The 24,767-nt window shown below is 72.4% G+C and carries 24 protein-coding genes; 16 read left to right on the top strand and 8 right to left on the bottom strand.

From position 1 onward, the window contains the following. Window positions 1-359 precede the first annotated feature (359 nt). The 9 genes from QJ852_24055 (at window position 360) to QJ852_24015 (ending at window position 8,428) form a co-directional block, all read left to right on the top strand. A complete protein-coding gene (locus tag QJ852_24055) occupies window positions 360-1,271 on the top strand; it encodes a DUF2520 domain-containing protein (protein WGX96208.1) in 912 nt (303 codons plus the stop codon). A 5-nt stretch (window positions 1,272-1,276) separates the two neighbouring features. Further along, complete coding sequence (panC, locus tag QJ852_24050) at window positions 1,277-2,149, top strand: pantoate--beta-alanine ligase (protein WGX99502.1); 873 nt, start codon at window positions 1,277-1,279, stop codon at window positions 2,147-2,149. A gap of 15 nt (window positions 2,150-2,164) precedes the next feature. Then, window positions 2,165-2,584: an aspartate 1-decarboxylase gene (locus QJ852_24045; protein WGX96207.1), complete on the top strand. Its 420-nt coding sequence runs from the start codon at window positions 2,165-2,167 to the stop codon at window positions 2,582-2,584. 25 nt (window positions 2,585-2,609) lie between these two features. Continuing rightward, entirely contained in the window at window positions 2,610-4,280 is a 1,671-nt protein-coding gene (locus QJ852_24040; GenBank protein ID WGX96206.1) for an L-aspartate oxidase, read from the top strand. Beyond that, entirely contained in the window at window positions 4,277-5,191 is a 915-nt protein-coding gene (gene nadC / locus QJ852_24035; GenBank protein WGX96205.1) for a carboxylating nicotinate-nucleotide diphosphorylase, read from the top strand. Before QJ852_24040 ends, nadC begins: the two co-directional genes overlap by 4 nt. Before the next feature lie 4 nt (window positions 5,192-5,195). Further along, window positions 5,196-5,972: a type III pantothenate kinase gene (locus tag QJ852_24030; protein ID WGX96204.1), complete on the top strand. Its 777-nt coding sequence runs from the start codon at window positions 5,196-5,198 to the stop codon at window positions 5,970-5,972. An 81-nt stretch (window positions 5,973-6,053) separates the two neighbouring features. Continuing rightward, entirely contained in the window at window positions 6,054-6,389 is a 336-nt protein-coding gene (locus QJ852_24025; GenBank protein ID WGX96203.1) for an Lsr2 family protein, read from the top strand. 135 nt (window positions 6,390-6,524) lie between these two features. Then, window positions 6,525-7,763, top strand: a complete 1,239-nt coding sequence (locus QJ852_24020; GenBank protein WGX96202.1) for a histidine kinase — start codon at window positions 6,525-6,527, stop codon at window positions 7,761-7,763. Further along, window positions 7,760-8,428: a response regulator transcription factor gene (locus QJ852_24015; GenBank protein WGX96201.1), complete on the top strand. Its 669-nt coding sequence runs from the start codon at window positions 7,760-7,762 to the stop codon at window positions 8,426-8,428. The genes QJ852_24020 and QJ852_24015 overlap by 4 nt, the downstream gene beginning before the upstream one ends. Before the next feature lie 27 nt (window positions 8,429-8,455). Here QJ852_24015 and QJ852_24010 read toward each other — a convergent pair whose 3' ends face one another. Beyond that, window positions 8,456-10,000: a hypothetical protein gene (locus tag QJ852_24010; GenBank protein WGX96200.1), complete on the bottom strand. Its 1,545-nt coding sequence runs from the start codon at window positions 9,998-10,000 to the stop codon at window positions 8,456-8,458. Between the two features lie 178 nt (window positions 10,001-10,178). Between QJ852_24010 and QJ852_24005 the strand changes: the two genes are divergently transcribed. After that, on the top strand, window positions 10,179-12,761 hold the full coding sequence (locus QJ852_24005) for an ATP-dependent Clp protease ATP-binding subunit (protein WGX96199.1): 2,583 nt from the start codon (window positions 10,179-10,181) through the stop codon (window positions 12,759-12,761). 67 nt (window positions 12,762-12,828) lie between these two features. Here the strand turns inward: QJ852_24005 and QJ852_24000 are convergent, their stop codons facing one another. Next, window positions 12,829-13,701: an A/G-specific adenine glycosylase gene (locus QJ852_24000; GenBank protein WGX96198.1), complete on the bottom strand. Its 873-nt coding sequence runs from the start codon at window positions 13,699-13,701 to the stop codon at window positions 12,829-12,831. A 94-nt stretch (window positions 13,702-13,795) separates the two neighbouring features. Here QJ852_24000 and QJ852_23995 point away from each other — a divergent pair, with 94 nt between their 5' ends. Then, the gene (locus tag QJ852_23995; protein ID WGX96197.1) at window positions 13,796-14,623 is read left to right on the top strand and encodes a hypothetical protein; all 828 of its coding nucleotides are present in this window, start codon (window positions 13,796-13,798) and stop codon (window positions 14,621-14,623) included. A 49-nt stretch (window positions 14,624-14,672) separates the two neighbouring features. Beyond that, a complete protein-coding gene (locus tag QJ852_23990; GenBank protein ID WGX96196.1) occupies window positions 14,673-15,401 on the top strand; it encodes a hypothetical protein in 729 nt (242 codons plus the stop codon). Between the two features lie 30 nt (window positions 15,402-15,431). Here the strand turns inward: QJ852_23990 and disA are convergent, their stop codons facing one another. Further along, window positions 15,432-16,505, bottom strand: a complete 1,074-nt coding sequence (gene disA / locus QJ852_23985; protein ID WGX96195.1) for a DNA integrity scanning diadenylate cyclase DisA — start codon at window positions 16,503-16,505, stop codon at window positions 15,432-15,434. Between the two features lie 113 nt (window positions 16,506-16,618). Then, window positions 16,619-18,049 carry a DNA repair protein RadA gene (gene radA / locus QJ852_23980; GenBank protein ID WGX96194.1) on the bottom strand — a complete coding sequence of 477 codons (1,431 nt, stop codon included), beginning with the start codon at window positions 18,047-18,049 and terminating at the stop codon, window positions 16,619-16,621. Between the two features lie 80 nt (window positions 18,050-18,129). On the opposite strand from radA, the gene QJ852_23975 reads away from it, so the two are divergent. Further along, window positions 18,130-19,164 carry a LacI family DNA-binding transcriptional regulator gene (locus QJ852_23975; protein WGX96193.1) on the top strand — a complete coding sequence of 345 codons (1,035 nt, stop codon included), beginning with the start codon at window positions 18,130-18,132 and terminating at the stop codon, window positions 19,162-19,164. A 74-nt stretch (window positions 19,165-19,238) separates the two neighbouring features. Here QJ852_23975 and QJ852_23970 read toward each other — a convergent pair whose 3' ends face one another. The 4 genes from QJ852_23970 to QJ852_23955 all read right to left on the bottom strand — a co-directional run bounded on the left by QJ852_23970 (window position 19,239) and on the right by QJ852_23955 (window position 22,331). Continuing rightward, entirely contained in the window at window positions 19,239-19,940 is a 702-nt protein-coding gene (locus tag QJ852_23970) for a class I SAM-dependent methyltransferase (protein WGX96192.1), read from the bottom strand. Window positions 19,941-19,948: 8 nt separating this feature from the next. Next, a complete protein-coding gene (locus QJ852_23965) occupies window positions 19,949-20,587 on the bottom strand; it encodes a VOC family protein (protein WGX96191.1) in 639 nt (212 codons plus the stop codon). A 315-nt stretch (window positions 20,588-20,902) separates the two neighbouring features. Continuing rightward, a complete protein-coding gene (locus QJ852_23960) occupies window positions 20,903-21,664 on the bottom strand; it encodes a hypothetical protein (GenBank protein ID WGX96190.1) in 762 nt (253 codons plus the stop codon). 85 nt (window positions 21,665-21,749) lie between these two features. Next, entirely contained in the window at window positions 21,750-22,331 is a 582-nt protein-coding gene (locus QJ852_23955) for a hypothetical protein (protein WGX96189.1), read from the bottom strand. A 55-nt stretch (window positions 22,332-22,386) separates the two neighbouring features. On the opposite strand from QJ852_23955, the gene QJ852_23950 reads away from it, so the two are divergent. The 3 genes from QJ852_23950 to QJ852_23940 are packed head-to-tail and all read left to right on the top strand — an operon-like array spanning window position 22,387 to window position 24,739. Continuing rightward, a complete protein-coding gene (locus tag QJ852_23950; protein ID WGX96188.1) occupies window positions 22,387-23,325 on the top strand; it encodes a Ppx/GppA phosphatase family protein in 939 nt (312 codons plus the stop codon). Continuing rightward, entirely contained in the window at window positions 23,322-24,155 is an 834-nt protein-coding gene (locus QJ852_23945) for a sugar phosphate isomerase/epimerase (GenBank protein WGX96187.1), read from the top strand. The genes QJ852_23950 and QJ852_23945 overlap by 4 nt, the downstream gene beginning before the upstream one ends. Next, window positions 24,152-24,739 carry a TetR family transcriptional regulator gene (locus tag QJ852_23940; protein WGX96186.1) on the top strand — a complete coding sequence of 196 codons (588 nt, stop codon included), beginning with the start codon at window positions 24,152-24,154 and terminating at the stop codon, window positions 24,737-24,739. The genes QJ852_23945 and QJ852_23940 overlap by 4 nt, the downstream gene beginning before the upstream one ends. The last annotated feature ends 28 nt before the right edge of the window (window positions 24,740-24,767 follow it).

The following is a 24,767-nucleotide window of genomic DNA, read 5'->3' as shown; positions in this document are numbered from 1 at the left end:
ACACCGACCCTAGTAGCCCGTCGCAGCTAAACCGCGGGCTGGGAGTCGCCCAGGCACGCACCTCGCTGCGTTGGCGAAGCTCGACAGACGACCCGGTATGCCAGCGCTCCGCCGCCTTGCGATGCACGCACCTGAACACCTCCCAACACCACGCTTTAGCCGCGACACGCTACTAGGACAGCCCCGCCGCGTGTGATGCAGGCCACCGGATCGACCCGTTCCGGCGCTCACCGCTCAGGCGTACCGTTGAGGTGTCCCGGAACCCCGGGACGACAACACTGAGCACAACGTCCGGTACCCACACCGGCTCCCTCCCGGACGGAGGGAGTGGTCGGCGGGACGGGAACGAAAGGTTCACGATGTCCCACGTCTTCCGTGTGGGTGTGGTCGGCGCCGGCCGGGTCGGCGCCGTGCTGGCTGCGGGTCTCCGCGCCGCCGGCCACTCCGTCGTCGCCGCCGCCGGTGAGTCCGACGCCTCGCGTCGCCGCGCCGCCGAGCTCCTGCCCGGCGTGCCGCTGCGCAAGCCGAGCGACGTCGCCCGTGAGGCCGAGCTGCTCCTGCTCACCGTCCCCGACGACATGCTCCCCAACGTGGTCAAGGTGCTCGCCGACAGTGGCGCCCTCCACGCCGGCCAGGTCGTCGCCCACACCTCCGGCCGCCACGGCCTGGCCGTCCTCGCGCCCGCCGCCGCGGTCGGCGCCCGGGTGATCGCGCTGCACCCGGCGATGACCTTCACCGGGACGTCCGTCGATCTCGAGCGGCTGCACGGTTGCGTCTTCGGGCTCACCGCCGGCCCCGAGGAGCGCCGGCTCGCGGAGGGGCTCGTGGCCGACCTCGGCGGCCGCGCCACCTGGGTGCCCGAGGAGATGCGCACGCTCTACCACGCCGGCCTCGCCCACGGCGCCAACCACCTGGTCACCCTGGTCAGCGAGGCGATGGGCCTGCTCGCCGCTGCCGGCGTCGACGACCCGGCCGGCACCCTGCGTCCCCTGCTCGACGCGGCCCTCGACAACGCGCTCGCCCACGGCGACGCCGCGCTGACCGGCCCGATCGTGCGCGGCGACGTGCAGACCGTCGCGGCCCATCTGAAGGACATCTCGACCAACGCGCCCGACACGGTGCCGTCGTACGTCGCGATGGCGTGGGCCACGCTCGACCGTGCTGTCACCGACGGTCGGCTGCTGCCGATCCGGGCCCAGGCGATCGCCACCGTGCTCAGCGCCTACGGCGACCGCCGCTTCGTCAGCCTCCCGCGGGTGGAGACGGCGTGACCACGCTGACCACCCCGGCCGTCGCGCGCAGCCGGGCCGATCTCGCCGGCCTGCTCGCGCGGCGTGGCACCGTCGTGCTGGTGCCCACCATGGGAGCTCTGCACGAGGGCCACGCGACGCTGATGCGGATCGCCCGCGAGCGCGCCGGCGCCGACGGCACGGTCGTGGTCTCGATCTTCGTCAACCCGCTGCAGTTCGGTCCCGGCGAGGACCTCGACCGCTACCCGCGCACGTTCGACGCCGATCTCGAGCTCGCGGCGAGCGAGGGGGTCGATGTCGTGTTCGCGCCGGTCGTCGCCGAGATGTACCCCGACGGCGTCCCGCACGAGGGGGTCGCCTCCGAGGCGGTCACCGTGCAGCCCGGCCCGCTCGCGGACCTGCTCGAGGGCGCCAGCCGCCCCGGTCACTTCCGCGGGGTGCTCACCGTCGTGGCCAAGCTGTTCGGCCTGGTCCGCACCGACGTGGCGGTGTTCGGCGAGAAGGACTACCAGCAGCTCGCCCTGATCCGCCGGATGTCCGCCGACCTGTGCCTCGGCATCGACGTCGTCGGCGCCGCCACCGACCGCGAGCCCGACGGGCTGGCCCGGTCCAGCCGCAACCGCTACCTCGACGCCGAGCAGCGGCAGCAGGCGGCCACCCTGAGCCGGGCGCTGCGGGCCGCGCAGGAGCGGGCGTCGTACGGCGTCCCGGCGGCGCGGTGGGCGGCGATGAACGTGATCAAGGCCGAGCCCGCCGTCGAGCTCGACTACCTCGCCCTGACCACCACCGGTCTCGGTGAGCTGCCCGACTACCCCGAGCCCGGCACCGAGGGCCGGATCCTCGTCGCCGCGCGGGTCGGCACCACCCGGCTCATCGACAACCTGCCCCTGCAGTTCTGACCCGAGGAGACTCCTGTGCTGCGCACCATGATGAAGAGCAAGATCCACCGCGCGACGGTCACCCAGGCCGACCTGCACTACGTCGGCTCGGTCACCGTCGACGAGGACCTGTTGGAGGCGGCCGACCTGCTGGCCGGCGAACTGGTCCACATCGTCGACATCACCAACGGCGCCCGGATCGAGACCTACACGATCGCCGGCGAGCGCGGCAGCGGCGTGATCGGCATCAACGGCGCCGCCGCCCGGCTGGTCCACCCCGGCGACCTGGTCATCCTCATCGGCTACGGCCAGATGACCACCGAGGAGGCGAAGGAGTACCAGCCGCACGTGGTCTTCGTCGACGCCGACAACAAGATCATGGCCACCGGATTCGACCCCGCCGAGACCTTCGGCGACCCGGGCCTGTCCCGCGGTGACGTCACCGCGACGCACTGAGCTCGCGGATCAGTAGTCTGCTGGGATGCCAGAACAGCTGCGCCTCCCCGGGCGCCTCACCGCGCCGAGCCCGGGTTGGACCACGCGCGCCGACGTCGTCATCGTCGGCTCCGGCATCGCCGGGCTGACCGCCGCGCTGCGGCTGCGGGGGCGGGTCGACAAGATCCTGGTCGTCACCAAGGACGTCCTCAACGCCGGCTCGACCCAGTGGGCGCAGGGGGGGATCGCCGCGGCCCTCGGCCCCGGTGACACCCCCGAGCAGCACGAGGCCGACACGCTGGTCGCCGGTGCGGGCGCCTGCGACCGCGCGGCGGTGCGGGTGCTCGTCAACGAGGGACCCGAGGCGGTGCGCGAGCTGATCGCGCTCGGCACCAACTTCGACCACACCGACGACGGGGAGCTGTCGCTGACCCGCGAGGGCGGCCACCACCGCGACCGGATCGCGCACGCCGGCGGCGACGCCACCGGCGCCGAGATCCAGCGGGCGCTCATCGCCGCGATCCAGGCGGCCCCCGACATCGAGGTCATCCAGCACGCGCTGGCCGTCGACCTGCTGCTCGGCCCCGACGAGTCCGGTGTCGTCGGCGTGGCCGGGCTGACCCTGCACGTGATCGGCGAGGGGGAGCGGGACGGCGTCGGCGCCGTCCACTGCCGCGCCGTCGTCCTGGCCAGCGGCGGTCTCGGCCAGGTCTTCACCCAGACCACCAACCCGGTCGTCTCGACCGGCGACGGGATGGCGCTCGCACTGCGCGCCGGCGCCACCCTACGCGACCTGGAGTTCGTGCAGTTCCACCCGACAGTGATGTACCTCGGTCCGGAATCCCGGGGTCAGCAGCCGCTCATCTCCGAGGCGGTGCGCGGCGAGGGCGCCTTCCTCGTCGACGACGAGGGCACCCGGATCATGCAGGGCGTCCACGAGCTCGCCGACCTCGCCCCGCGCGACGTGGTCGCCAAGACGATCATGAAGCGGATGCTGGAGACCGGCCGCCCGCATCTGTGGCTCGACGCGCGGCACCTCGGGCAGGAGTTCTGGGAGCGCCGGTTCCCGACCATCCTGGCCACCGCCCGCTCCCACGGCATCGACCCGGTCACCGAGCTGATCCCGGTCGCCCCCGCCTGCCACTACGCCTCCGGCGGGGTGCGCACGGACCTGCTGGGCCGCACCGACGTGCCCGGTCTCTACGCCACCGGCGAGGTCGCCTGCTCGGGCGTCCACGGCGCCAACCGGCTCGCGTCCAACTCGCTGCTCGAGGGCCTGGTGTTCTCGCGCCGGATCGCCGAGGTGCTGCCCGGCGAGCTGCCGGCCTGGCGCGAGCCCGGCGCGGACCGTCGTACCGCCGGGCTGGTCGCGGGCGACATCCGCCGCGAGCTCCAGGAGACGATGAGCTCGCGCGCGGGCGTGCTGCGCTCGGCGCCCGGACTGGCCGAGGCCGGCGTCGTCCTCGACAAGCTCGCCGGACACGCCGCCGACACCGTCGACCAGGCCTCGTGGGAGGCGACCAACCTGCTCACCATCAGCGCCGCCCTCGCCGACGCCGCCGCGCTGCGGCGGGAGACCCGCGGCTCGCACTGGCGCGAGGACTTCCCCGAGCGCGACGACGCCCATTGGGCCGGGCACTTCGACGTGACCATGGACGACGGCGTCACCTCGGTCACCTTCGCCCCCGCCTCGGCGACCGACGGAGGAGCCGCATGATCGCCCGCACGCCGTACGACGACCTGCCGGCCGGGCTGCTCGCCGAGATCGCCGAGGCCGGGCTCGACCCGCGCGCGGTCTACGAGCACGTCACCCTCGCCTTCGAGGAGGATCTCCCCGGAGGCGTCGACGACGTCACGAGCGACGCGATGCCCGACATGGGCACCGCCGTCGCCGACTTCGCCGCCCGCGAGCCGGGGGTGGTCGCCGGGCTGGCCATCGCCGAGCTCGCGTTCGCCTACGCCCTGGGCGACACCGTCACGGTCACCGGACGGGTGCCCGACGGCACCCGGGTCGCACCGGGCGACATCGTCCTGACCGTGTCCGGCCCGGTCCGCGGCGTCCTCACCGCCGAGCGGACCGCGCTCAACTTCGCCTCCCACCTCTCCGGCGTCGCCACCGCGACCGCGCACTGGGTCGACGCGCTGGCCGGCACCCGCGCCCGGGTCCTCGACACCCGCAAGACGCTGCCCGGCTGGCGGGCACTGCAGAAGTACGCCGTGCGCTGCGGCGGCGGAGTCAACCACCGGTTCAGCCTGGTCGATCGGGCGATGGTCAAGGACAACCACGCCGTCGCCGCGGGCGGTGTCGTCGCCGCCTACGAGGCCGTCCGCGCGAAGCACCCCGGGCTGCGCGTCGAGGTCGAGGTGATGGACCTCGCCGAGCTGCGCGCCGTCCTCGCCGCCGGGTGCACCGAGATCCTGCTCGACAACATGAGCACCGCCGACATGGCCGAGGCGGTCCGGATCAATGCCGCCGCCGGCGCGCGGGCGACGCTGGAGGCATCCGGCGGGCTCACCCTCGAGCGGGCCCGCGAGGTCGCCGAGACCGGCGTCGACTTCATCTCGGTCGGCGCGCTCACCCACTCGGTGACCGTCTTCGACCTCGGCCTGGACTTCCGGACGGCCTAGCCTCATGCCCCTGCTCGCGGCCGACATCGGCAACGCCCACACCGTGCTCGGCCTCGTCTCCGACGGCGCGGTCCACGCGGACTGGCGGGTCTCGACCGCGGAGCACCGCACCGCCGACGAATGGGGCGTGCTGTTGCGGGGCCTGCTCGGCACCCGGGAGGAGGAGGTCAGCGGAATCGCGGTCTGCTCGACGGTGCCGGCCGTCCTCAACGCGTGGCGCGAGATGCTGCCCGCCCATTTCCCCGACATTCCGTGCGTCATCGTCGAGCCGGGCATTCGCACCGGCGTGCCCATTCTCGTGGACAATCCCCGCGAAGTCGGCACCGACCGCATCGTCAATGCGCTCGCCGCTGCCGCCGATTTCGAATGCCCCGCCATCGTCGTCGATTTCGGTGGCACGGCCACGACGTACGACGTCGTCGACGAGCAGGGGCGCTATGTCGGCGGGGCGATCACCCCCGGCATCGAGATCTCCCTCGACGCGCTGAGCCGGGGCGGTGCGCAGTTGCGGATGGTCGAGCTGGTGCGGCCGCGTGGTGTCATCGGCAAGAACACCGTCGAGGCGCTCCAGTCCGGCATGGTGTTCGGCGTGGCCAGCCAGGTCGAGGGTATGGTCGAGCGGCTGGTCGCCGCGCTCGGCAGCACGGCGGGCGAGGTGACGGTGATCTCGACCGGCTATCTCGCCCCGCTCGTGGTCGACGAGTGTCGCTGCTTCACCCATCGAGCACCCTGGCTGACCCTGCGCGGACTCGAAAAGGTATTCCTCCGCAATCAACGCTGATTCATTTTCGGCCCCGTTTGTGCAAGGATTGAATATCGCGTCGGCACGGGCGCGTTACAAACCTTTCGAGGAGTCCCACACATGGCACAGAAGGTCAACATCGTTCTCGTCGACGACATCGACGGCAGCGAGGCCACCCAGACGATCAGCTTCGGTCTCGACGGCGCCCACTACGAGATCGACCTCAACGACAAGAATGCCTCCGCGCTGCGCGAGGCGCTGGCGCCGTACGTCGGCCACGGTCGCAAGGCCGGCCGCGCGGGCGGCGGGGCCAAGCGCGGCCGCGCCGCCGCCACGCCGTCCGGCGGCGTGCCGGCCAAGGAGGTCCGGGAGTGGGCACGTGAGAACGGGTTCACCGTCCCCGAGCGGGGCCGGATCCCCTCCGACGTCCGTGAGGCCTACGACAACGCCCACTGATCTTCTCGGCTGAGCCGGGCCCGGAGGGTCCGCTCCGCTCGTCGACGGCGACCGGGGGTCCCCCGCACGGGGGACCCCCGGTTCCGCTCTCACGAGGGTGGTGGGGCCCGCTCCGGCCACCCGAGGATGGACGACATGTTCCCCGCTCTGCTGAAGCCGCACGACCGGCCGGTCCCGGCGTCCTATCTGGTGGCCGCCGTCACCGCGAGCACGGTCGTCGGGATCTGCTTCGTGACCGCCCGCTGGACGCCGTGGTTCCTGGAGGACTGGGGGATCGGCTACGGCGCGTACGGCGTGATCAGCGTCGCGGCCCTGAGCTTCATCGGCCTCGCGCTGGCGCTGGTCCAGGTGCCGGCGTGCTGGCTGGCCTTCCGGTGGCCGGTGTTCGCGATCGCCCTCGCGTGCACGCCCCTGGCCGTCACGCTGCTCGACCCGAGCCGGGCACCGCTGCACTTCGGTGTCGTGGCGAACCTCGCAGCGGTCGCCCTCACGGCGGCCTGGCGCCGGCCGCTGCTGGCGCTGACGGCCGTCGGCATCGCCTATGCCGTCGTCCTGGTCTGGCTGCGCGGCGGGGGCGACATGGCGGCCCCGTTCCGCGCGTCGATCGAGCTGCAGTACACCGAGCCGCTCCAGATCGGCATCGTCTACACGGTCGCGCTCGCCCTCCTGCTCGCGTTCGTGCTGTGGTTCCGGGCCGGCGCGCTGCGGGAGGCGCAGCGGGTGCGGCTGGTGGCGCGGGAGGACGCCGTCGCCGAGCAGGGCGCGGTGGTCGCCGAGCGGGCGCGACTGGCCCGCGACCTCCACGACGTCGTGGCCCACCACGTCTCGCTGATCGCCGTGCGCGCCGAGACCGCCCCGTACACCGAGCCGGACCTCGACCCGGCCGGGCGGCGGGTCCTCGCCGAGGTCGCGGCCGAGGCGCGGCTCGCGCTCGACGAGCTGCGCGGCGTCCTGGGGATCCTGGGCCGGGCCGGCGACGCCGAGCGGGCGCCGCAGCCGACCCTCGCCGACATCGCCGCCCTGGCCGAGCGCACCCGGCGATCGGGGCAGGAGGTCCGGCTCGCCGGCGACGTGCACGCACCGGTCGGCGCGGGAGCCGGGTACGCCGCGTACCGCGTCGTCCAGGAGGCGCTCACCAACGCCCGCAAGCACGCGCCGGGCGCCCCGGTCGACATCGACGTGGCGGCGACATCGCGCCTGCTGGAGGTACGCGTGTCCAACCCGGTGGGCCGCCCGGCGGCCGACCTCGGGTCCGGGCGGGGCCTGGTCGGGATGAGGGAGCGGGTGGAGGCGCTCGGCGGTCGGCTCCGGATCCAGGCGGCCGGGGAGCGGTTCGAGGTGGAGGCCACGATCCCGAGCGGCGGCTCCGCATGACCGCGACCGCCGCGCGGATCCGGGTGGTGGTCGCCGACGACCAGCCCGTCATCTGCTCCGGCTTCGCCGCCCTGCTCGCCGCCCAGCCGGGCATCGAGGTCGTCGGCACCGCCGGCGACGGCCGCGACCTGGTGGCGCTGGTCGCCCGGACCCTGCCCGACGTCGCCCTGGTCGACGTACGGATGCCGGAGCTGGACGGCATCGAGGCCACCCGGCTGATCACCGCCGACCACCCGACCCGGGTGCTCATCCTGACGACCTTCGACCTCGACGCCTACGTGTACGACGCCGTGCGCGCCGGAGCGAGCGGCTTCCTGCTCAAGGACGCCACCGCCGAGCGGCTGGTCGACGCGGTCCGGATGGTCGCCGAGGGCGCGGTCCTGCTCGCGCCCGCGGTCAGCCGCCAGCTCGTGGCGGCCCGCTTCGCCGACGTCCCCGGGGCCCGGCCGGAGCCGGCCGCGGCCCACGACCTCAGCCCGCGCGAGCGCGAGGTACTGCTGGAGCTCGCCACCGGCCGGTCGAACGCCGAGATCGCGGCCGAGCTGCACATCGCCCCCGAGACGGTGAAGTCCCACGTGGCCGAGGTCTTGCGCAAGCTCGGTCTGCGCGACCGGATCCAGGCGGTGGTGTACGCCTACGAGCACGGGCTGGTGCCGCGCGGCTGACCCGACGCATCCGGCCGTGCTCCTCGGTCAGCGCAGGCCGGGAGGCAGCACCGGCTCGGGCGGCGGCGGGGCCCAGCCGGTCTCGCCTCGCTCGAGCTCGTCGGTCAGCCCGGTCAGGTCGACCTGCGACTCCTGGTCGGCACCCTCGAGCCATCCGGCCGCGACCGCGAGCAGCTTGCCGGCCTCCACGAGCTCGCGAGCCGATCCTGTGGTGAGCTTGTCGAACTCCGCCAGGATCTCCGCGACGTTCTCCTGGGGGCCGTGGGTGCCGTAGCCCAGCGGCCAGCCCCGGGTCCAGATGTCGGCCGGCGCGAGGCCGTAGGTGTCATCGGCCGCGTGGGCGAAGATCGAGGCGATCACGGGGACCTGGTTGAGCCCGACGTCCTTCAGCGCCCCTGTGTGGACCCGGATCTGCTCGGCGGTGGTGATGCCGGGATCGAGGCCGGCATCGGGGTGGATGTGGACGAACGTGCGGTCGACGGCGGCGATGTCCTCGTTGAGCCGCCGCGCGCAGTGGTAGAGGACCTCTTCCTGCGCGAAGACGGCGCGCCGCAGGGTCAGGATCGCCTCCTGGAAGTTGGTGGCGACCTGCTCGGCCGTCGAGGCGGACAGCGGAGGTGGCGGGGTCGTCTCCGCCTTGTCCTCGGGGATGACCGCCTGCAGGAAGCCGGTGATCGCCGAGGCGCCGACCACGATCGGCTTGATGTTGGGGGGAACGAAGGCGCCGGCGAGGTCGAGGAACGCCTTGACCACCTTCAGGTCGATGTTGAAGTTGAAGTCGGGCGGCTCGTAGTGGAAGGCGTTCTCGGCCGCCCCGCAAAGCGCCATGATGTCCTCGCCGGCCTTGAACCACATCTCCTTCTCGCCACCGAGGACCAGGGTCAGTCCGAGCGCGATCTGGCCCTGGTTCTGCAGGACCACGCCCAGCCGGGCGACGCCGTACTTGCTGCGGAAGTTGTAGACCATGTCGGAGTCGATGTCGGCGCCGACGTACTCCGAGAGCAGGTCGAAGGCGACGGCCGGGGCAGGGTCGGTGAACGAGGGACGCCACTCCAGGGCGGTGGCCGCGGGGTACCCGGTCGTCGGCGCCAACGCCACGAGAGCGGACTTGGCCTTCTCCGCCTCCTGTCCGAAGCGGGCGTGGTCGGGGAGGGTGTCCCAGCCCTCGAGGATGGACTCGATCCGCTCCAGCCACGGCTGGTAGCAGGAGGTCCAGGGGTCGACCTGGCAGATGTAGCCCGGCAGGTTGTTGATCTCCTCCTCGCGCACCAGCGTGGTGCCGGGCGGGAAGCTGGCGGAGGTGAGGGCCGCGCCGTCCTCGCGGTCCCACTGGCCGTGGGCGTTCATCGACACCCCGGGCACGAAGAACTGGACGATGCCGGTCGGGCCGCTGACCGGGGGCAGGGTGTTCCCCGCGAGGGAGGGGTACGGGATCATCGACCCCTGGTTGAACCCGGTCGCGGCGTCCCCCTCCCAGCCGACGCCCTTCTCCTCGAACATCATCTTGATGGCGTTGTGGGCGATCGTCTTCTTGTAGTCGGTGATCGCCTGGCTCGAATAGGTCGGCGGCATGGGGGCTCCTCCGGTCGGGTTGCCTTGACTGCTGCCCGACAGGGCCGTGGCGAAACACCGGAGTTCGCGCAGGCGTTCGCTGACAGCGGACGGATCAGGGTCCCTGGGCCGGAACGCGTAGGGTGTGAGCGGGGTTGTAACCCGTGAACGACCCCGTGTGACGTGTGAGGAGCGTGCAATGTTCGAGCGGTTCACAGACCGTGCCCGCCGGGTGGTCGTGCTGGCCCAGGAAGAGGCCCGCATGCTCTCCCACAACTACATCGGGACCGAGCACATCCTGCTCGGCCTCATCCACGAGGGCGAGGGTGTCGCCGCCAAGGCGCTCGAGTCGCTGGACATCTCGCTGGAGGCCGTGCGCGCCCAGGTCGAGGAGATCATCGGCCAGGGCCAGCAGGCGCCGTCGGGCCACATCCCCTTCACCCCCCGCGCCAAGAAGGTCCTCGAGCTGTCCCTGCGCGAGGCGCTGCAGCTCGGCCACTCCTACATCGGCACCGAGCACATCCTGCTCGGCCTGATCCGCGAGGGCGAGGGTGTCGCCGCCCAGGTCCTGCAGAAGCTCGGCGCCGACCTCAACCGGGTCCGCCAGCAGGTCATCCAGCTGCTCTCCGGCTTCCAGGGCAAGGAGGGCACGGCCGCGGCTGCCAGCACCGGCAGCTCCGGCGGCGGCGACACGCCGTCGTCCTCGCTGGTGCTCGACCAGTTCGGCCGCAACCTGACCCAGGACGCCCGCGAGGGCAAGCTCGACCCCATCATCGGCCGCGCGCAGCAGATCGAGCGCGTGATGCAGGTGCTGTCGCGGCGCACCAAGAACAACCCGGTGCTCATCGGCGAGCCCGGCGTCGGCAAGACGTCGATCGTCGAGGGCCTGGCCCAGGACATCGTCAAGGGCAATGTGCCCGAGACGCTCAAGGACAAGCAGATCTACACCCTCGACCTGGGCGCGCTGGTCGCCGGCTCCCGCTACCGCGGTGACTTCGAGGAGCGCCTCAAGAAGGTGCTCAAGGAGATCCGCACCCGCGGCGACATCGTGCTGTTCATCGACGAGATCCACACCCTCGTCGGCGCCGGCGCGGCCGAGGGCGCCATCGACGCGGCCTCGATCCTCAAGCCGATGCTGGCCCGCGGCGAGCTGCAGACGATCGGCGCGACCACCCTCGACGAGTACCGCAAGTACCTCGAGAAGGATGCCGCGCTCGAGCGCCGCTTCCAGCCGATCCAGGTCCCCGAGCCGTCGATCGCCGACACGATCGAGATGCTCAAGGGCATCCGCGACCGCTACGAGGCGCACCACCGGGTGACCATCACCGACGAGGCACTGGTCTCCGCGGCGACGTTGGCCGACCGCTACATCTCCGACCGCTTCCTGCCCGACAAGGCGATCGACCTCATCGACGAGGCCGGCTCGCGGCTGCGCATCCGCCGGATGACCGCCCCCGCCGACCTGCGCGAGTACGACGACAAGATCGCCGACGTCCGCCAGCGCAAGGAGGCGGCCATCGACGGTCAGGACTTCGAGGCGGCCGCGCGCCTGCGCGACGAGGAGAAGCAGCTGATCCTGACCAAGTCCGAGCGCGAGAAGCAGTGGCGTGCCGGTGACATGGACGAGGTCGCCGAGGTCGACGAGGAGCTCATCGCCGAGGTGCTCGCCGTGGCGACCGGCATCCCGATCGTGAAGCTCTCCGAGGAGGAGTCCACGCGGCTGCTCAAGATGGAGGACGAGCTCCACAAGCGGGTCATCGGCCAGGAGGAGGCCGTCAAGGCACTCTCGCGGGCGATCCGTCGTACCCGCGCGGGGCTCAAGGACCCCAAGCGCCCCGGTGGCTCCTTCATCTTCGCCGGCCCGTCGGGTGTCGGTAAGACCTGGCTGTCCAAGACGCTCGCGGAGTTCCTGTTCGGCGACGAGGACGCGCTCATCCAGCTCGACATGTCGGAGTTCGGCGAGAAGCACACCGTCTCGCGGCTCTTCGGGTCGCCTCCGGGCTACGTCGGCTACGAGGAGGGCGGTCAGCTCACCGAGAAGGTGCGCCGCAAGCCGTTCTCCGTGGTTCTGTTCGACGAGGTCGAGAAGGCCCACCCCGACATCTTCAACAGCCTGCTGCAGATCCTCGAGGAAGGTCGCCTGACCGACTCGCAGGGTCGGGTCGTGGACTTCAAGAACACCGTCATCATCATGACCACCAACCTCGGCACCCGCGACATCGCCAAGGGCATCAACCTGGGCTTCAACCAGGCCGGTGACGCGGCGGGCTCCTACGAGCGGATGAAGGGCAAGGTCTCCGAGGAGCTCAAGCAGCACTTCCGCCCCGAGTTCCTCAACCGGGTCGACGAGATCATCGTCTTCCCGCCGCTCTCGCCGGAGCAGATCGTCGCGATGGTCGACAACATGATCGCGGCGGTCGAGGTCCGGATGCGCGACCGCGACATGCGCCTCGAGCTGACCCAGAAGGCCAAGAACCTGCTCGCTGAGCGGGGCTTCGACCCGGTCCTGGGCGCCCGGCCGCTGCGCCGGACCATCCAGCGCGAGATCGAGGACGTGCTGGCCGAGAAGATGCTCTACGGCGAGGTCGGTCCCGGCCAGATCGTGCTCGTGGACGTCGACGGCGAGGGTCCGAACGCGACCTTCACCTTCGAGGGGCAGAAGGTCGGCGAGCTGCCGGACCTGCCGCCGCTCGAGACCGTCGCCGAGACGATCGCCGCCGAGACGGTCGCCGACGCGGGTGACGCCACGGAGGGCGACCTGCCCGCCACCGGCAACGACTGACCCGTCGCATCTGTACGCCTGATCCGCATCGACCCGTCGCGTTTGAACGCGACGGGTCGATGCGGAATTACGGAAGGGCGTAGCGGCCGTCGGGGTGCACCGCGACCAGCCCGTCGGCAATGAGGGAGGCCAACGCCCGCTCGCGCTGCTCCGCCTGGTCCCAGGCCGCGTCGAGACGACTCTTCGCCACCGCGCCGGGGGCGTCGCGGAGCACCGCGAGGAGCCGGCCGCGGCACTGGCGGTCGGTGCCGGCGTAGGCCTGCACGGGGCGCGGCGGACCGTCGTACGCCGGGGCGCCGGCCCGCTGCCACGCGCACCGCTCGGCGACCGGGCAGCCGCCGCAGCGCGGCCGGTCGGCCGTGCAGACGAGGGCGCCGAGCTCCATCACCGCCACTGACCAGGTCGCGGCGGTCGGCGGGTCCGTCGGGAGCAGTTCGGCGCCGAGGTCGCGTTCCGCGCGGGTGACCGAGCGGGGCGGGAACTCGGTGCCGGTCACCGTCCGGGCCAGCACCCGGCGCACGTTGGTGTCGAGGACGACCTGGCGCTGTCCGTACGCGAACGCCGCGACCGCCGCGGCGGTGTAGTCGCCGATGCCCGGCAGCGCCAGCAGGTCGTCGTAGGCCGACGGGACCTCACCGCCGTGCTGCTCGGTGATCGCGGCGGCCGCCGCGTGCAGCCGCAGCGCCCGGCGCGGATACCCCAGCCGACCCCAGGCCCGGACCGCCTCGCCGGACGTCTCGGCGGCCAGGGCGGCCGGCGTCGGCCAGCGGGTCAGCCAGGCCTCGTGGACGGGCAGCACCCGGGCCACCGGCGTCTGCTGCAGCATGAACTCGCTGACCAGCACCGACCATGGCGTCGCATCCGGGCGGCGCCAGGGCAGGTCGCGGGCGTGCTCGTCGTACCAGCGCAGGATCGGCTCGACCAAGGTGCTCGTCGTCATAGTGGGTCTATGGTGACCTGTCGCTCACAGCCCCTCGGCACGAGCCTCGGCGGGTCAGCGTGGATCGCGGGCCGCGGCTGACTACGGTCGTGTCATGCCGTCCAGGTCTGGGTCCCGCCGCCCGAGCCCCGCTCGCGGTACGGCGGCCCGCCGGTCGCTCCCGGCCGGCGTGTACTGGCGGCGACGGGTGTTCGTGCTCGGCGTCGCGTTCGCCCTCGTCTTCGTGACCGCCCGGCTGCTCACCGCAGGCAGCGACGCCCGCTCCGGCGACCAGGCGGCCGCGGAACAGGCCGGCGGCCGGGTCGGGGCGGGCTCGACCGAGTCGACCGAGTCGACCGGAGCGGACGGCGCCGGGGAACAGGCCGGCCAGCAGGGCGAGGGGGCCGAGGCCGGCGACGGGACCGGCGCGACCGCGCCGACGGAGCCGGTCACGCCGGCGCTCGCCGAGCCGCAGGGTGAGTGCGACCCGGCGGACGTCATCGTCACCCCGTCCGTGGCCGAGGGAGCCGTGGCCGGTCGCGACGTACCGGTGATCCTGACCCTGCAGACCCGCGAGTCGCCGGCCTGCACCTGGCAGGTCAACGCCAGCACGGTGGTGGTCAAGGTCGCCCGCGACAGTGGCGACGTGTGGACCACCCGGCAGTGCCCGCAGGCGCTCGCCGACCAGCCGGTCGTCGTACGGCAGGCGGTGACCGCCACGGTCCAGGTGATCTGGGCCGAGGCGCGGGAGTCCACGGACGGCTGCACCCGTCGCGCGGGCTGGGTGAAGCCGGGCAGCTTCACCGTGGCGGCCGCGGCGCTCGGCGGCGAGCCGGCCCACGCGGACTTCGCGCTGGGTGCGCCGGCTCCGGAGACCATCCAGGTCACGCCGAAGGCGAAGCACACCAAGAAGGCCAAGCAGCCGAAGACGCCGACCAACTGACCTGCCCCTTCCGCTGTTTGGGGGGCGGGCGAGCGGGGAGGACCGGCACGTGGACCTCTCACGGATTCTCGGGACCGGAGCAGCCGCGCTGCTGCTCGCCACCACCCTCACCGGATGCGGCGGCTCGCCGGGTGACGCGAGCACGGAGGACTTCTGCGCGGTCTGGGCAGGAGGCTCCGGCAACAGTGTCGACGCCGCGCACGACCGGGCGGCGGCGCTCGACGAGGTCGGCACCCCCGACGACATCGACGGCGACGCGCGGTCCGGGTTCGAGGTCTTCGTCGAGCAGCTCGGCGAGGTCGACGAGGCGCAGCTGCGGGAGCTGGACCAGGTCGCGGCCGAGGCCGCCAGCCTCGCGGAGGTCTACGGGATCGACGAGGACGACGCCGCCGACGTCCTCGCCTTCTTCAGCTACGCGAACCGGGCCTGTGCGAGCTCGACCGACCGAGCTGGCTCACCGCCCGCCGATTCTTCTCCCGCCGGTCCTTCTCCCGACGACTCGGACGGTGCCGCCGAGGAGGCGCTGACCACCTTCGCCGAGAGCTATCTCGCGGCCCTCACCAAGCCGGACAGCGCCGCCGCGGACCAGCTCGCCTGCGACGGGACCTCGACGCTGCACGATGTCGTCTCCGCCGTCGAGGGTGGCGACTGGGAGCTCGGCCCGGTCAGCGTCGCCGGCGAGGACCGCGGGTTCGCCGAACTGCGTGAGACCGTCGGGGACACGGCCCTGGGGGTGCAGGCGGAGCTCCGCGACGGCGCCTGGTGCGCCGTGCAGTGACCGGCGGCTGTGCCACCGGCCTCTGCGGGACTACACGTAGCGCTCGAGGATGGTCGACTCGGCCAGCCGGCTGAGCCCCTCGCGGACACTCCGGGCGCGGAGCTCGCCGACGCCCTCGACCGCCTGGAGGTCGTCGATGCCCGCGGAGAGCAGCTTCTGCAGGGTGCCGAAGTGGTCGACCAGGCCCTCCACGACGCTGGCCGGCAGACGCGGCACCTTGGTCAGCAGACGGTACCCGCGCGGGGCGACGGCGCCGTCGAGGTGCTCGCCGGTGCCGATGCCGAGCACCTTGGCCACCGCCGACGGATCGACCAGGTCGGTGGAGGAGAGCTGCTCCAGCTTCGAGAGCAGGTCGCCGGGCTCGCGACTGCGGCGCCGGGACGGGACGTAGTCGCGGATCACCAGGGCGCGCTCGGTGTCGACGCCGGTCACCAGCTCCTCGAGCTGGAGGGCGAGCAGCCGGCCGTCGGTGCCGAGCTCGAGCACGTAGTCCTCGATCTCGCGGGCGATCCGGCTGACCATCTCCAGGCGCTGGGCGACCACCGCGACGTCGCGGACCGTCACCAGGTCCTCGATCTCCAGCGCCGACAACGTGCTGGAGACCTCGTCGAGGCGCAGCTTGTAGCGCTCCAGGGTCGCCAGCGCCTGATTCGCGCGGGACAGGATCTGGCCGGAGTCCTCGAGGACGTGACGGGTCTCCCCGACGTACGCCGCGATGATCTGCATCGACTGCGACACCGAGATCACCGGGTGGCCGGTCTGTTTCGCGACCCGGTCGGCGGTGCGGTGGCGGGTGCCGGTCTCCTCCGACGGGATCGACTGGTCGGGCATCAGGTGCACGGCCGCGCGGACGATCCGGTTGACCGGGCCGTCGACGATGATCGCGCCATCCATCTTGGCCAGCTCGCGCAGGCCGGTCGCCGTGAAGGGGACGTCGAGCTCGAAGCCGCCGGTGCACAGGCTGTCGACCAGCCGGTCCTGGCCGAGCACGATGAGCGCGCCGGTGCGGCCGCGCAGGATCCGTTCGAGGCCATCGCGAAGGGGAGTGCCGGGGGCGATGGACGCGAGCGCCTCGCGGAGTCGGAGATCGGCCGACGTGACCACTGGTGGTGCTCCCTGCTCGTGTGCTGCCCGGACGAGGTCACCCTATCCGCGCCGAGCCTGCCTCATGCCTGGATATTCGACAGCCGGCCTCGTCGGTGGGGTGTGTATGGGTCCTACTCGACCACCTCCAGCGCGTGCTTCGTCCGCTGGTCGAGGTGCAGCACGCGCAGCGCGGCGCCGACGTCGGGCACCTCGACCACGCGCATGCCGTCGACGGTCCGCTCGCTCCCGGTGCGTCGCACGCCCTGCGCGGTGCCCGGGTCGGCAGGGACCACGGCCATCGCGAAGCCCAGCCGAGCGGCCTCGGCGAGTCGCTGCGGGAGATCGCGGACCCGGCGCAGCTCGCCCGACAGCCCGATCTCGCCGAGCGCGACCACGCCGGCCGGAGGCGCGCTGACGAAGTGGGCCGACGCGATGGCGATGGCCAGGGCGAGGTCGGCCGCGGGGTCGCTGAGCCGCGCGCCGCCGACCGTGGAGGCGAAGACGTCGTGCTGGTGGAGCCGGAGCCCGCAGTGCTGTTGGAGGACGGCGAGGACCATCGCGAGCCGGGAGCCGTCGATGCCCGAGGTGGTCCGGCGCGGGCGCTCGGCGGGCGAGAGCGTGACCAGGCCCTGCACCTCGGCCAGCAGCGGCCGCCGGCCCTCCATGGAGACCGCGACGCAGGTGCCGGGAACCCGGCCGTGGTGACGCTCGACGAAGATGCCGGTCGGGTCGTCGACGGTGCGGATGCCGTCGGGGCCGAGGTCGAAACAGCCCACCTCGTCGACCGGGCCGAACCGGTTCTTGACCGCGCGCAGCATCCGGAACCGGGAGTTGCGCTCGCCCTCGAAGTGGAGGACGACGTCGACGAGGTGCTCCAGGACCCGCGGGCCGGCGATCGCGCCGTCCTTGGTGACGTGCCCGATCATCACCACGGTGATGTCGCGGCTCTTCGCCATCCGCACCAGCGCCTGGGCCACCTCCTTGACCTGGGTGACGCCACCCGGCACCCCGTCGACCCCGGAGGCACCGATGGTCTGCACGGAGTCGATCACCACCGTGCTGGGCCGGACCTGCTCGATGTGGGTGAGCACCGCACCGAGGTCGGTCTCGGCGGCGAGGTAGAGCTGGTCGTGGATGCCGCCCGTGCGGTCGGCGCGCAGCCGGACCTGCGCGGCCGACTCCTCGCCGGTGACGTAGAGCGTGCGCTGGCGGGTGCCGGCGGTGCGGGCGGCCACCTCGAGCAGCAGGGTCGACTTGCCGACGCCGGGCTCGCCGGCGAGGAGCACGGCGGCACCCGGCACCAGGCCGCCGCCGAGGACGCGGTCGAGCTCGGGCACGCCGGAGCGGTGGTGGACGGCGCGCTCCGCCGAGACCTGCCCGATCGGGATCGCGGCACTCGTGACGGGCGCGGCCGTCGTACGACTCGAGGACGTGGCGCTCGCGACAGCCGTCTCGGACACCGAGCCCCACGCCTGGCACTCGCCGCAGCGGCCGACCCAGCGCGCAGTGGACCAGCCGCACTCGCTGCAGCGGTAAGTCGAACGTGTTTTCGAACCAGCCATGGCACGACAGTAGAGCAGGGGGCCGACGCATCCACCCTGGCGCGCGGTGGCGGTGGAGAACGACATGGGAGAATCGCGTGATGGACGTCCCCCGACCGCCGGCCACCCTCGCCGACGTCGCCGAGCGGGCCGGCGTCTCCCGGCAGACGGTCTCCAACGCCATCAACAACCCTGATCTGCTGCGGCCCGACACCCTCGTCCGCGTGCAGGAGGCCATCGAGCACCTCGACTACACGCCCAATCAGGCGGCCCGGCACCTGCGGACCCGCTCCTCGCACCTGGTCGGTCTGCGGCTGAGTCCGCCCCAGGAGTTCACCGCCAACATGGCGATGGACCGGTTCGTGCACGCGCTCGTGGAGGCCTCACGTGAGGCCGGCTACCACGTGCTGCTGTTCTCAGGCGGCCGGGTGGCGGAGGGGGAGCGGCCCGATCCGCTCGGCGGCTACGACGACCTGCTCCGCTCGACCGCCGTCGACGCGTTCGTCGTGACCGACACCTACCTCGGCAACCCGCAGACGATCGGGCTGGCGCAGCGGCGGGCTCCCTTCGTGGCCTTCGGGCGGCCCTGGGACGACCCGGCGGCGAGCCACCCGTGGGTGGACGTCGACGGCGCGGCCGGCGTCCAGGCGGCGACCGAGCACCTGCGCGGCCAGGGCCACGAGCGGATCGCGTGGCTGGGCTGGCAGCCGGGCTCACGGATCGGCGAGGACCGGAGGTCCGGCTGGCACCGGGCGATGGCCGCCCTCGACCTGCCGACGGCCGGTCTGGAGGCCGCGGTCGAGGACGACGTGCTCGCCGGCGGCCGGGCCGCGGCGTCACTGCTCGAGTCGAGCGCGCCGACGGCGTTCGTCTGCGCGTCCGACACGCTCGCGGTCGGCGTGCTCGGCGCCCTGTCCGACCGGGGCCTGGCGCCCGGCCGCGACATCGCGGTCGTCGGCTTCGACGACTCCCAGGTCGCCCAGGTGATGGGGCTGTCCTCGGTACGTCAGCCGCTGGAGGAGGTCGCCGTCCACCTGGTGGCCGCGCTGCGGGTCCTGCTCGCGCCCGCGCACGCCACCGCCGACGGCGTGCTGTTGCAGCCGGAGCTGCAGATCAGGGCGTCGAGCACGCGGTAGCCGTGCCGGCGCGAGCCGTGGGCAGCGAGGTCCGTGCGGCGCCCTCGATCGGCGACACGCTCGGCCGATTCAACTCAGAACGTCCTCGACCAGAGGTTGACCGCGTAGTCCACCTCGAGCCCGTCGTGCTCGCGCAGCAGCTCGTCGGCGATCTCGCGGGTGAACTCGATACGTACGACGGCCTCCAGGTCCGCGCGGGACGCGAACCGCCAGCCCATGTCCACCCGGTCGAGGGTCCACCCGCGCAGGCGCCAGAACCGCTCGGTCTCGGCGGGCGGGTCGAGGTGGGGATAGCCCCGGCGGAACCAGCCGCCGAAGGTGGAGCGCGAGCCGTCGTTGTCGATGACCAGCGCGACGCCGCCCCGTCGTACGACGCGGTCCAGCTCGGCGAGCCCGGGCTCGCTGCCGCGGCCGAAGAAGTAGGCCCACCGGGCGTGCACCACGTCGACCGACGCGTCCGGCAACGGGACGGCCTGGGCCGTGCCGCGCAGCACCTCGCCGTGCGCGACGCCGCGGGTGCGCAGCCGCCGTGTCGCGAGCTTGGCGAGACCGGCATGGGGCTCGACGCCGATCACCCGCGCCGCCGTCTCGGCGAACCGCGGGAGGTGGAAGCCGGTGCCGCAGCCCAGGTCGAGCACGACCCGGTCGGCCCAATCCGCGCGCTCGCGCATCGCCGCCCAGAGTCGGCCGTCGGGATCGGCGGCGCGGTTCTCGATCTCGTAGGTCGCCGTGTGGTTCCAGATGTTGGGGCTCGGGATCGTGCCCCGGGGCTGCATCGGCAGGATCAGATGCGGACGACGCCGCCGGGCGTCAGCACCTGCGCGGCGAGGATGCCGGGCGTGCCGTGCGGGGCGACCCACTCGACCTTGACGTCCTCCAGCGGCGCCTCGACGGTCTCGCCGAGCCACTCGCTGACCCGCTGCGGGTCGCCGGCGATCTCGATGCCCGCCAGCGACAGGGTGCCGTCGGCGCCGGTCGAGGGGTGCAGGTCGGACGGGATGTCCCACTGCAGGAAGAACGGCAGCTGCGGGTCGGCGATGAGGCCGTTGATGCCGATCTGCTTCCAGCGCAGCTCGGTGCCGTCGGGGCGGTGCCGCGAGCCGGGGACCGCAGGGCGGCCCAGGCGCTCCTCGACGACGGCGATGTCCGGGACCGCCACGGCCCAGCCGAGCCACCCGCCACCGAGGGCGGAGCGGGCCTTGACGGCCTGGCCGAAGGGCGCCTTGTCGGACGCCGGGTGGTCGAGCGCCTCGACGACCTCGAGATAGGTGCCGTCGGTCAGCGGGAGGATCATGTTGCGGGTGCCGAAGCGGGGGTGGACCCCGCCGTCGAGGAACTCCCTCCCGATCGCCGCGCCCAGGCGAGCGGCCGTGCTCGCAAGTCCGTCGGGGCCGGCGGCATAGGAGAGATGATCCAGGTGCATGCCAGACATTCTGAGCATGCCGGGAGAGGTCCGACGAATCGGGGTCACTGTCTCTTGATGTCGAGACGTGGAGGCGGTGCTGCCGGAGCGCTTGTAACTAAGGGTTACAGCGCCGAAATCACCGCAATAGCGCCGAGGTAGTGGGCATAGCGCCCGGGTAGATGACTTGGGACCCGGGATTGCGCCCTCGGGTGCCTGTCGAGCGCCTCGGTGCGGGCGTCGAGGCATCTACCCGGGCGCTATGACCACTACCCGGGTGCTGTTGCACCCAAATGCGCGCTGTAACCCTTAGTTACAAGCGCGGGGCAGCGGGGGTCAGCGGGGGTCAGCGGGGTGCAGGGCGAGTGCCGAGCGCGAGCGCAGGTGGGCCTCGCAGTGGCGCACCAGCTCGTCGTACGCCTCCTGCCCCATGAGGGCGACGAGCTCGGGCTCGTTGGTGACGTAGACCGGCTCGACGCCGACATGGGCCTCGGTGTTGCCGGAGCAGTACCAGTCCAGGTCGTGGCCGCCGGGGCCCCAACCGCGCCGGTCGTACTCGGTGATCGTCACCTCGACGTACGACGTGCCGTCCATCCGCTCGATCTCGCGGAAGGTGCGCCGGATCGGCAGCTGCCAGCACACGTCCGGCTTGGTCTCCAGCGGGTTGCGCCCGAGCTCGAGGGCGAGGCCGTGCAGGGCGCAGCCGGCGCCACCCGCGAAGCCCGGCCGGTTGGAGAACACGCACGAGCGCTGGCCGTCGACCTCGTGCATCCGGGTCTTCCGCTCGCCGTCCTCGTCCTTCTCGATCCAGTCCTTGCGCTTGACCGGGCGGCCCGGATGGGCCTGCCAGTGCTCCGGCGTCAGCTGGTCGACGAAGGCCTTGACCCGCAGCTCGTCGTCCTTGTCGGCGAAGTGGGCGCCGAGGGTGCAGCAGCCCACGTCGGGGGAGTCGGCGTAGATGCCGGCGCAGCCGCTGCCGAAGATGCAGGTGAAGGACGACGTGAGCCAGGTGAGGTCGCACTTGAGGACCTCGGACTCGTCGGCCGGATTGGTGAACTCCACCCACGCACGGGGGAAGTCGAGCGAGACCTCGGGCACTTTCGTCCTCTCTGGGATCAGACCGACCAACGATAGTCGAGTGCCCGACGGTCGAGAGGACCGACCGACCTCCACCGTGTGACGGTCAGTGGTGAAGGACGCGGGCGGGTGCGACGTCTTTCGGCCACCCCACAATGGAGGGCGGCAGCTCGAGGACGTTCGAGTTCTGGAGATAGGAGGTGGCCCGCATCCGCACGGGGTTTCCACTCGGGCCCAAGGAGCCGGCGCATCCGTTGGGAATCCTGATGGTCACCCGATGGCGGCGCACCTGGGCGTTGATGCCGGGACAGTCATCCGGCCCGGCGGATCCCCACCTGGTGGAGTAGAGGCGAGCACTCGGCCGTCCCTGGACGTCGAAGGCCACCGCGCCGTACCAGTCTTCGGCACAGGGCTCGGCGCTGAAGCCGCACTTCGTGACGTGCAGATCGATCCCGACGCGCGGGCTTCGCCTCAGTTTGGGGATGTGGACGACGGCCTCGTAGTAGGTCGGCTCGCTCACGTAGCGGACCGATCGAATATCGATGATCCGGCGCACGCCCTCACTGGGGTCGCGGTCACGGACGGTCTTCTGCTCGGCGTCGGCCGGCGCGGGTACGGCGAGGAGCAGGGTGACACAACTGAGCAGGGTGATGAGGACGCGGGTCGGGGCGCGGAGCGGGAGCGGCACCCTGCCACTCTAGGTGTCACGAGCTCCGGCTGTTCGCGGCTAGTACCGTGGTCGTATGCGTCTGGGTGTGCTCGACATCGGCTCGAACACCGGCCACCTCCTGGTGGTCGACGCCCACGGCGGTGCGGCGCCGCTCCCGGCGTACTCCTACAAGGAGCCGCTGCGCCTCGCCGAGCACCTCGACGTCGACGGCGACGTGTCGCCCACCGGCATCGCGGCACTGACCGCGTTCACCGCGCAGGCCCTGGTCGTGGCGGAGGAGAAGGGCTGCGAGGAGATGCTGCCGTTCGCCACCTCCGCCGTGCGCGACGCCGGCAACTCCGAGGCGGTGCTGGCCCACGTCGAGGCCCAGACCGGCGTTCGGATCGCGGTGCTGCCGGGCGAGGACGAGGCACGGCTGACCTTCCTCGCCGTACGCCGGTGGTTCGGCTGGTCCGCCGGGCGGCTGGCTGTCTTCGACATCGGCGGCGGCTCGCTGGAGATCGCGGCGGGATCCGACGAGCGGCCCGACGTCGCGTGGTCGCTGCCGCTGGGCGCGGCGCGTCTGGCCCGTGCGGAGTTCGCCGCGCAGCCCGACGAGGACCAGCTGCGCCAGATCCGGCGCCGCATCCGCGCCGACATCGCGCGCGACGCGGGCCACCTGCTGCGCGCCGGTACGACGCACCGTGCATCCGCGACCTCGAAGACCTTCCGTTCCCTGGCCCGGATCTGCGGCGCCGCACCGTCCGGTGACGGGCCTCTCGTGGCGCGGACGCTGCCGCTGACCGAGCTGCGCCAGTGGATCCCCAAGCTGGTGGCCATGACTCCGGAGGAGATGGCCGCGCTGCCGGGCGTCTCCTCGGATCGCGCGCACCAGATCGTGCCGGGCGCGCTCGTCGCCGAGGCGTGCATGGACATCTTCGACCTCGCCGAGCTGGAGATCTGCCCGTGGGCCCTGCGTGAGGGCGTGATCCTCGAGCGGATCGACAAGCTCAGCGTCAACGACCCGTCATGACCGCGGGGGCTCCGGGCCGTCCCCGGATCGGGCTCTCCACGAGCTCGGTCTACCCTGAGTCGACGGCCCACGCGTTCGGGTACGCCGCCGCGGTCGGCTACGAGGCGGTCGAGGTGATGGTCGGCATCGATGCGCTCTCGCAGCAGGTCGACGCCGTCCGACAGCTCTCCGAGCACCACGAGATCCCGATCAACGCCATCCACGCGCCCTGTCTGCTGTTCACCCAGCGGGTCTGGGGGGTCGAGCCGTGGGGCAAGCTCGAGCGCTCCGCCGCCATGGCGCGCGCCGTGGGCGCCGAGGTGGTCGTGGTGCACCCGCCGTTCCGGTGGCAGCGGGAGTACGCCCGCGACTTCGTCAACGGGATCGCCGCCCTGGAGGAGTCCTCCGGCATCGCGTTCGCGGTGGAGAACATGTACCCGTGGCGCGCCTCGCGGCGCCGGATGGAGATGTACCTCCCCGGTTGGGATCCCTCCGCGGAGCCCTACGCCAACACCACGATCGACCTGTCCCACGCGGCGATCGCCCAGTCCGACCCGGTCGCGATGGCCGAGCGGCTCGGCCCACGGCTGCGGCACGTCCACCTGACCGACGGCACCGACTCCGCCAAGGACGAGCATCTCGTCCCGGGCCGCGGCACCATCGGCGCGGACGTCTTCCTTCGGCATCTCGCGGCCACCGACTTCGCGGGCGAGGTCGTGCTGGAGATCAACACGCGTCGCTGCACCACCCGGGAGGAGCGGGAGGCCGACCTGCGCGCGTCCCTCGAGTTCGCGGTCGAGCACCTCGCCGGCGTACCGGTGGCGCCGGCCGACGCGGGGGACGGCGCGTGACGGCGTCGGTGCGGGGGCGGCGCCGCGGCAGTCCCGACACGCGCGCGGCCATCCTCGCCGCGGCCCGGGAGCGATTCGCGGAGGCGGGCTTCGCCGGTACGACGATCCGCGGTGTCGCCGGCGCCGCGGGTGTGGACCCGGCCTTGGTGCACCACTACTTCGGGTCGAAGGACGACCTGTTCGTCGCGGCGCTCGAGCTTCCCGTGGACCCGCGAGCGGTCCTGGCCGAGCAGGTCGTCGGGCCCGTCACGGGCGCGGGCGAGCGGCTGCTACGGGCGCTGATCGGCGTCTGGGACGACCCAGCCGTGCGGCCGGCGCTGCTGGCGATGGTGCGCCGGCTGATCGAGCCCGGCGGGGAGGCGCTGTTCCGCGGTGGTTTCCTGCCCGTCGTCCTGGTGCCGCTGGGTGAGGCGCTCGGCATCGACGCGCCCGAGCGGCGCATGCAGCTGGTCGCGAGCCAGGTGATCGGTGTGATCGTGATGCGCTACGTGGTCCGCGCCGAGGCGATCGTCGCGATGGACGTCGACGCGCTGGTAGCGGCGTACGCCCCGGTGCTGGACGGGTTTCTCTCCGGCCCGCTGTAGTCGGTCCGCAGTAACACGCCGTCCACCC

Source organism: Nocardioides sp. L-11A, from assembly GCA_029961745.1.
Lineage (GTDB): Bacteria > Actinomycetota > Actinomycetes > Propionibacteriales > Nocardioidaceae > Nocardioides.
The sequence above is the reverse complement of the archived record's forward strand: the minus strand, read 5'-3'. Positions and strand labels throughout refer to the sequence as shown.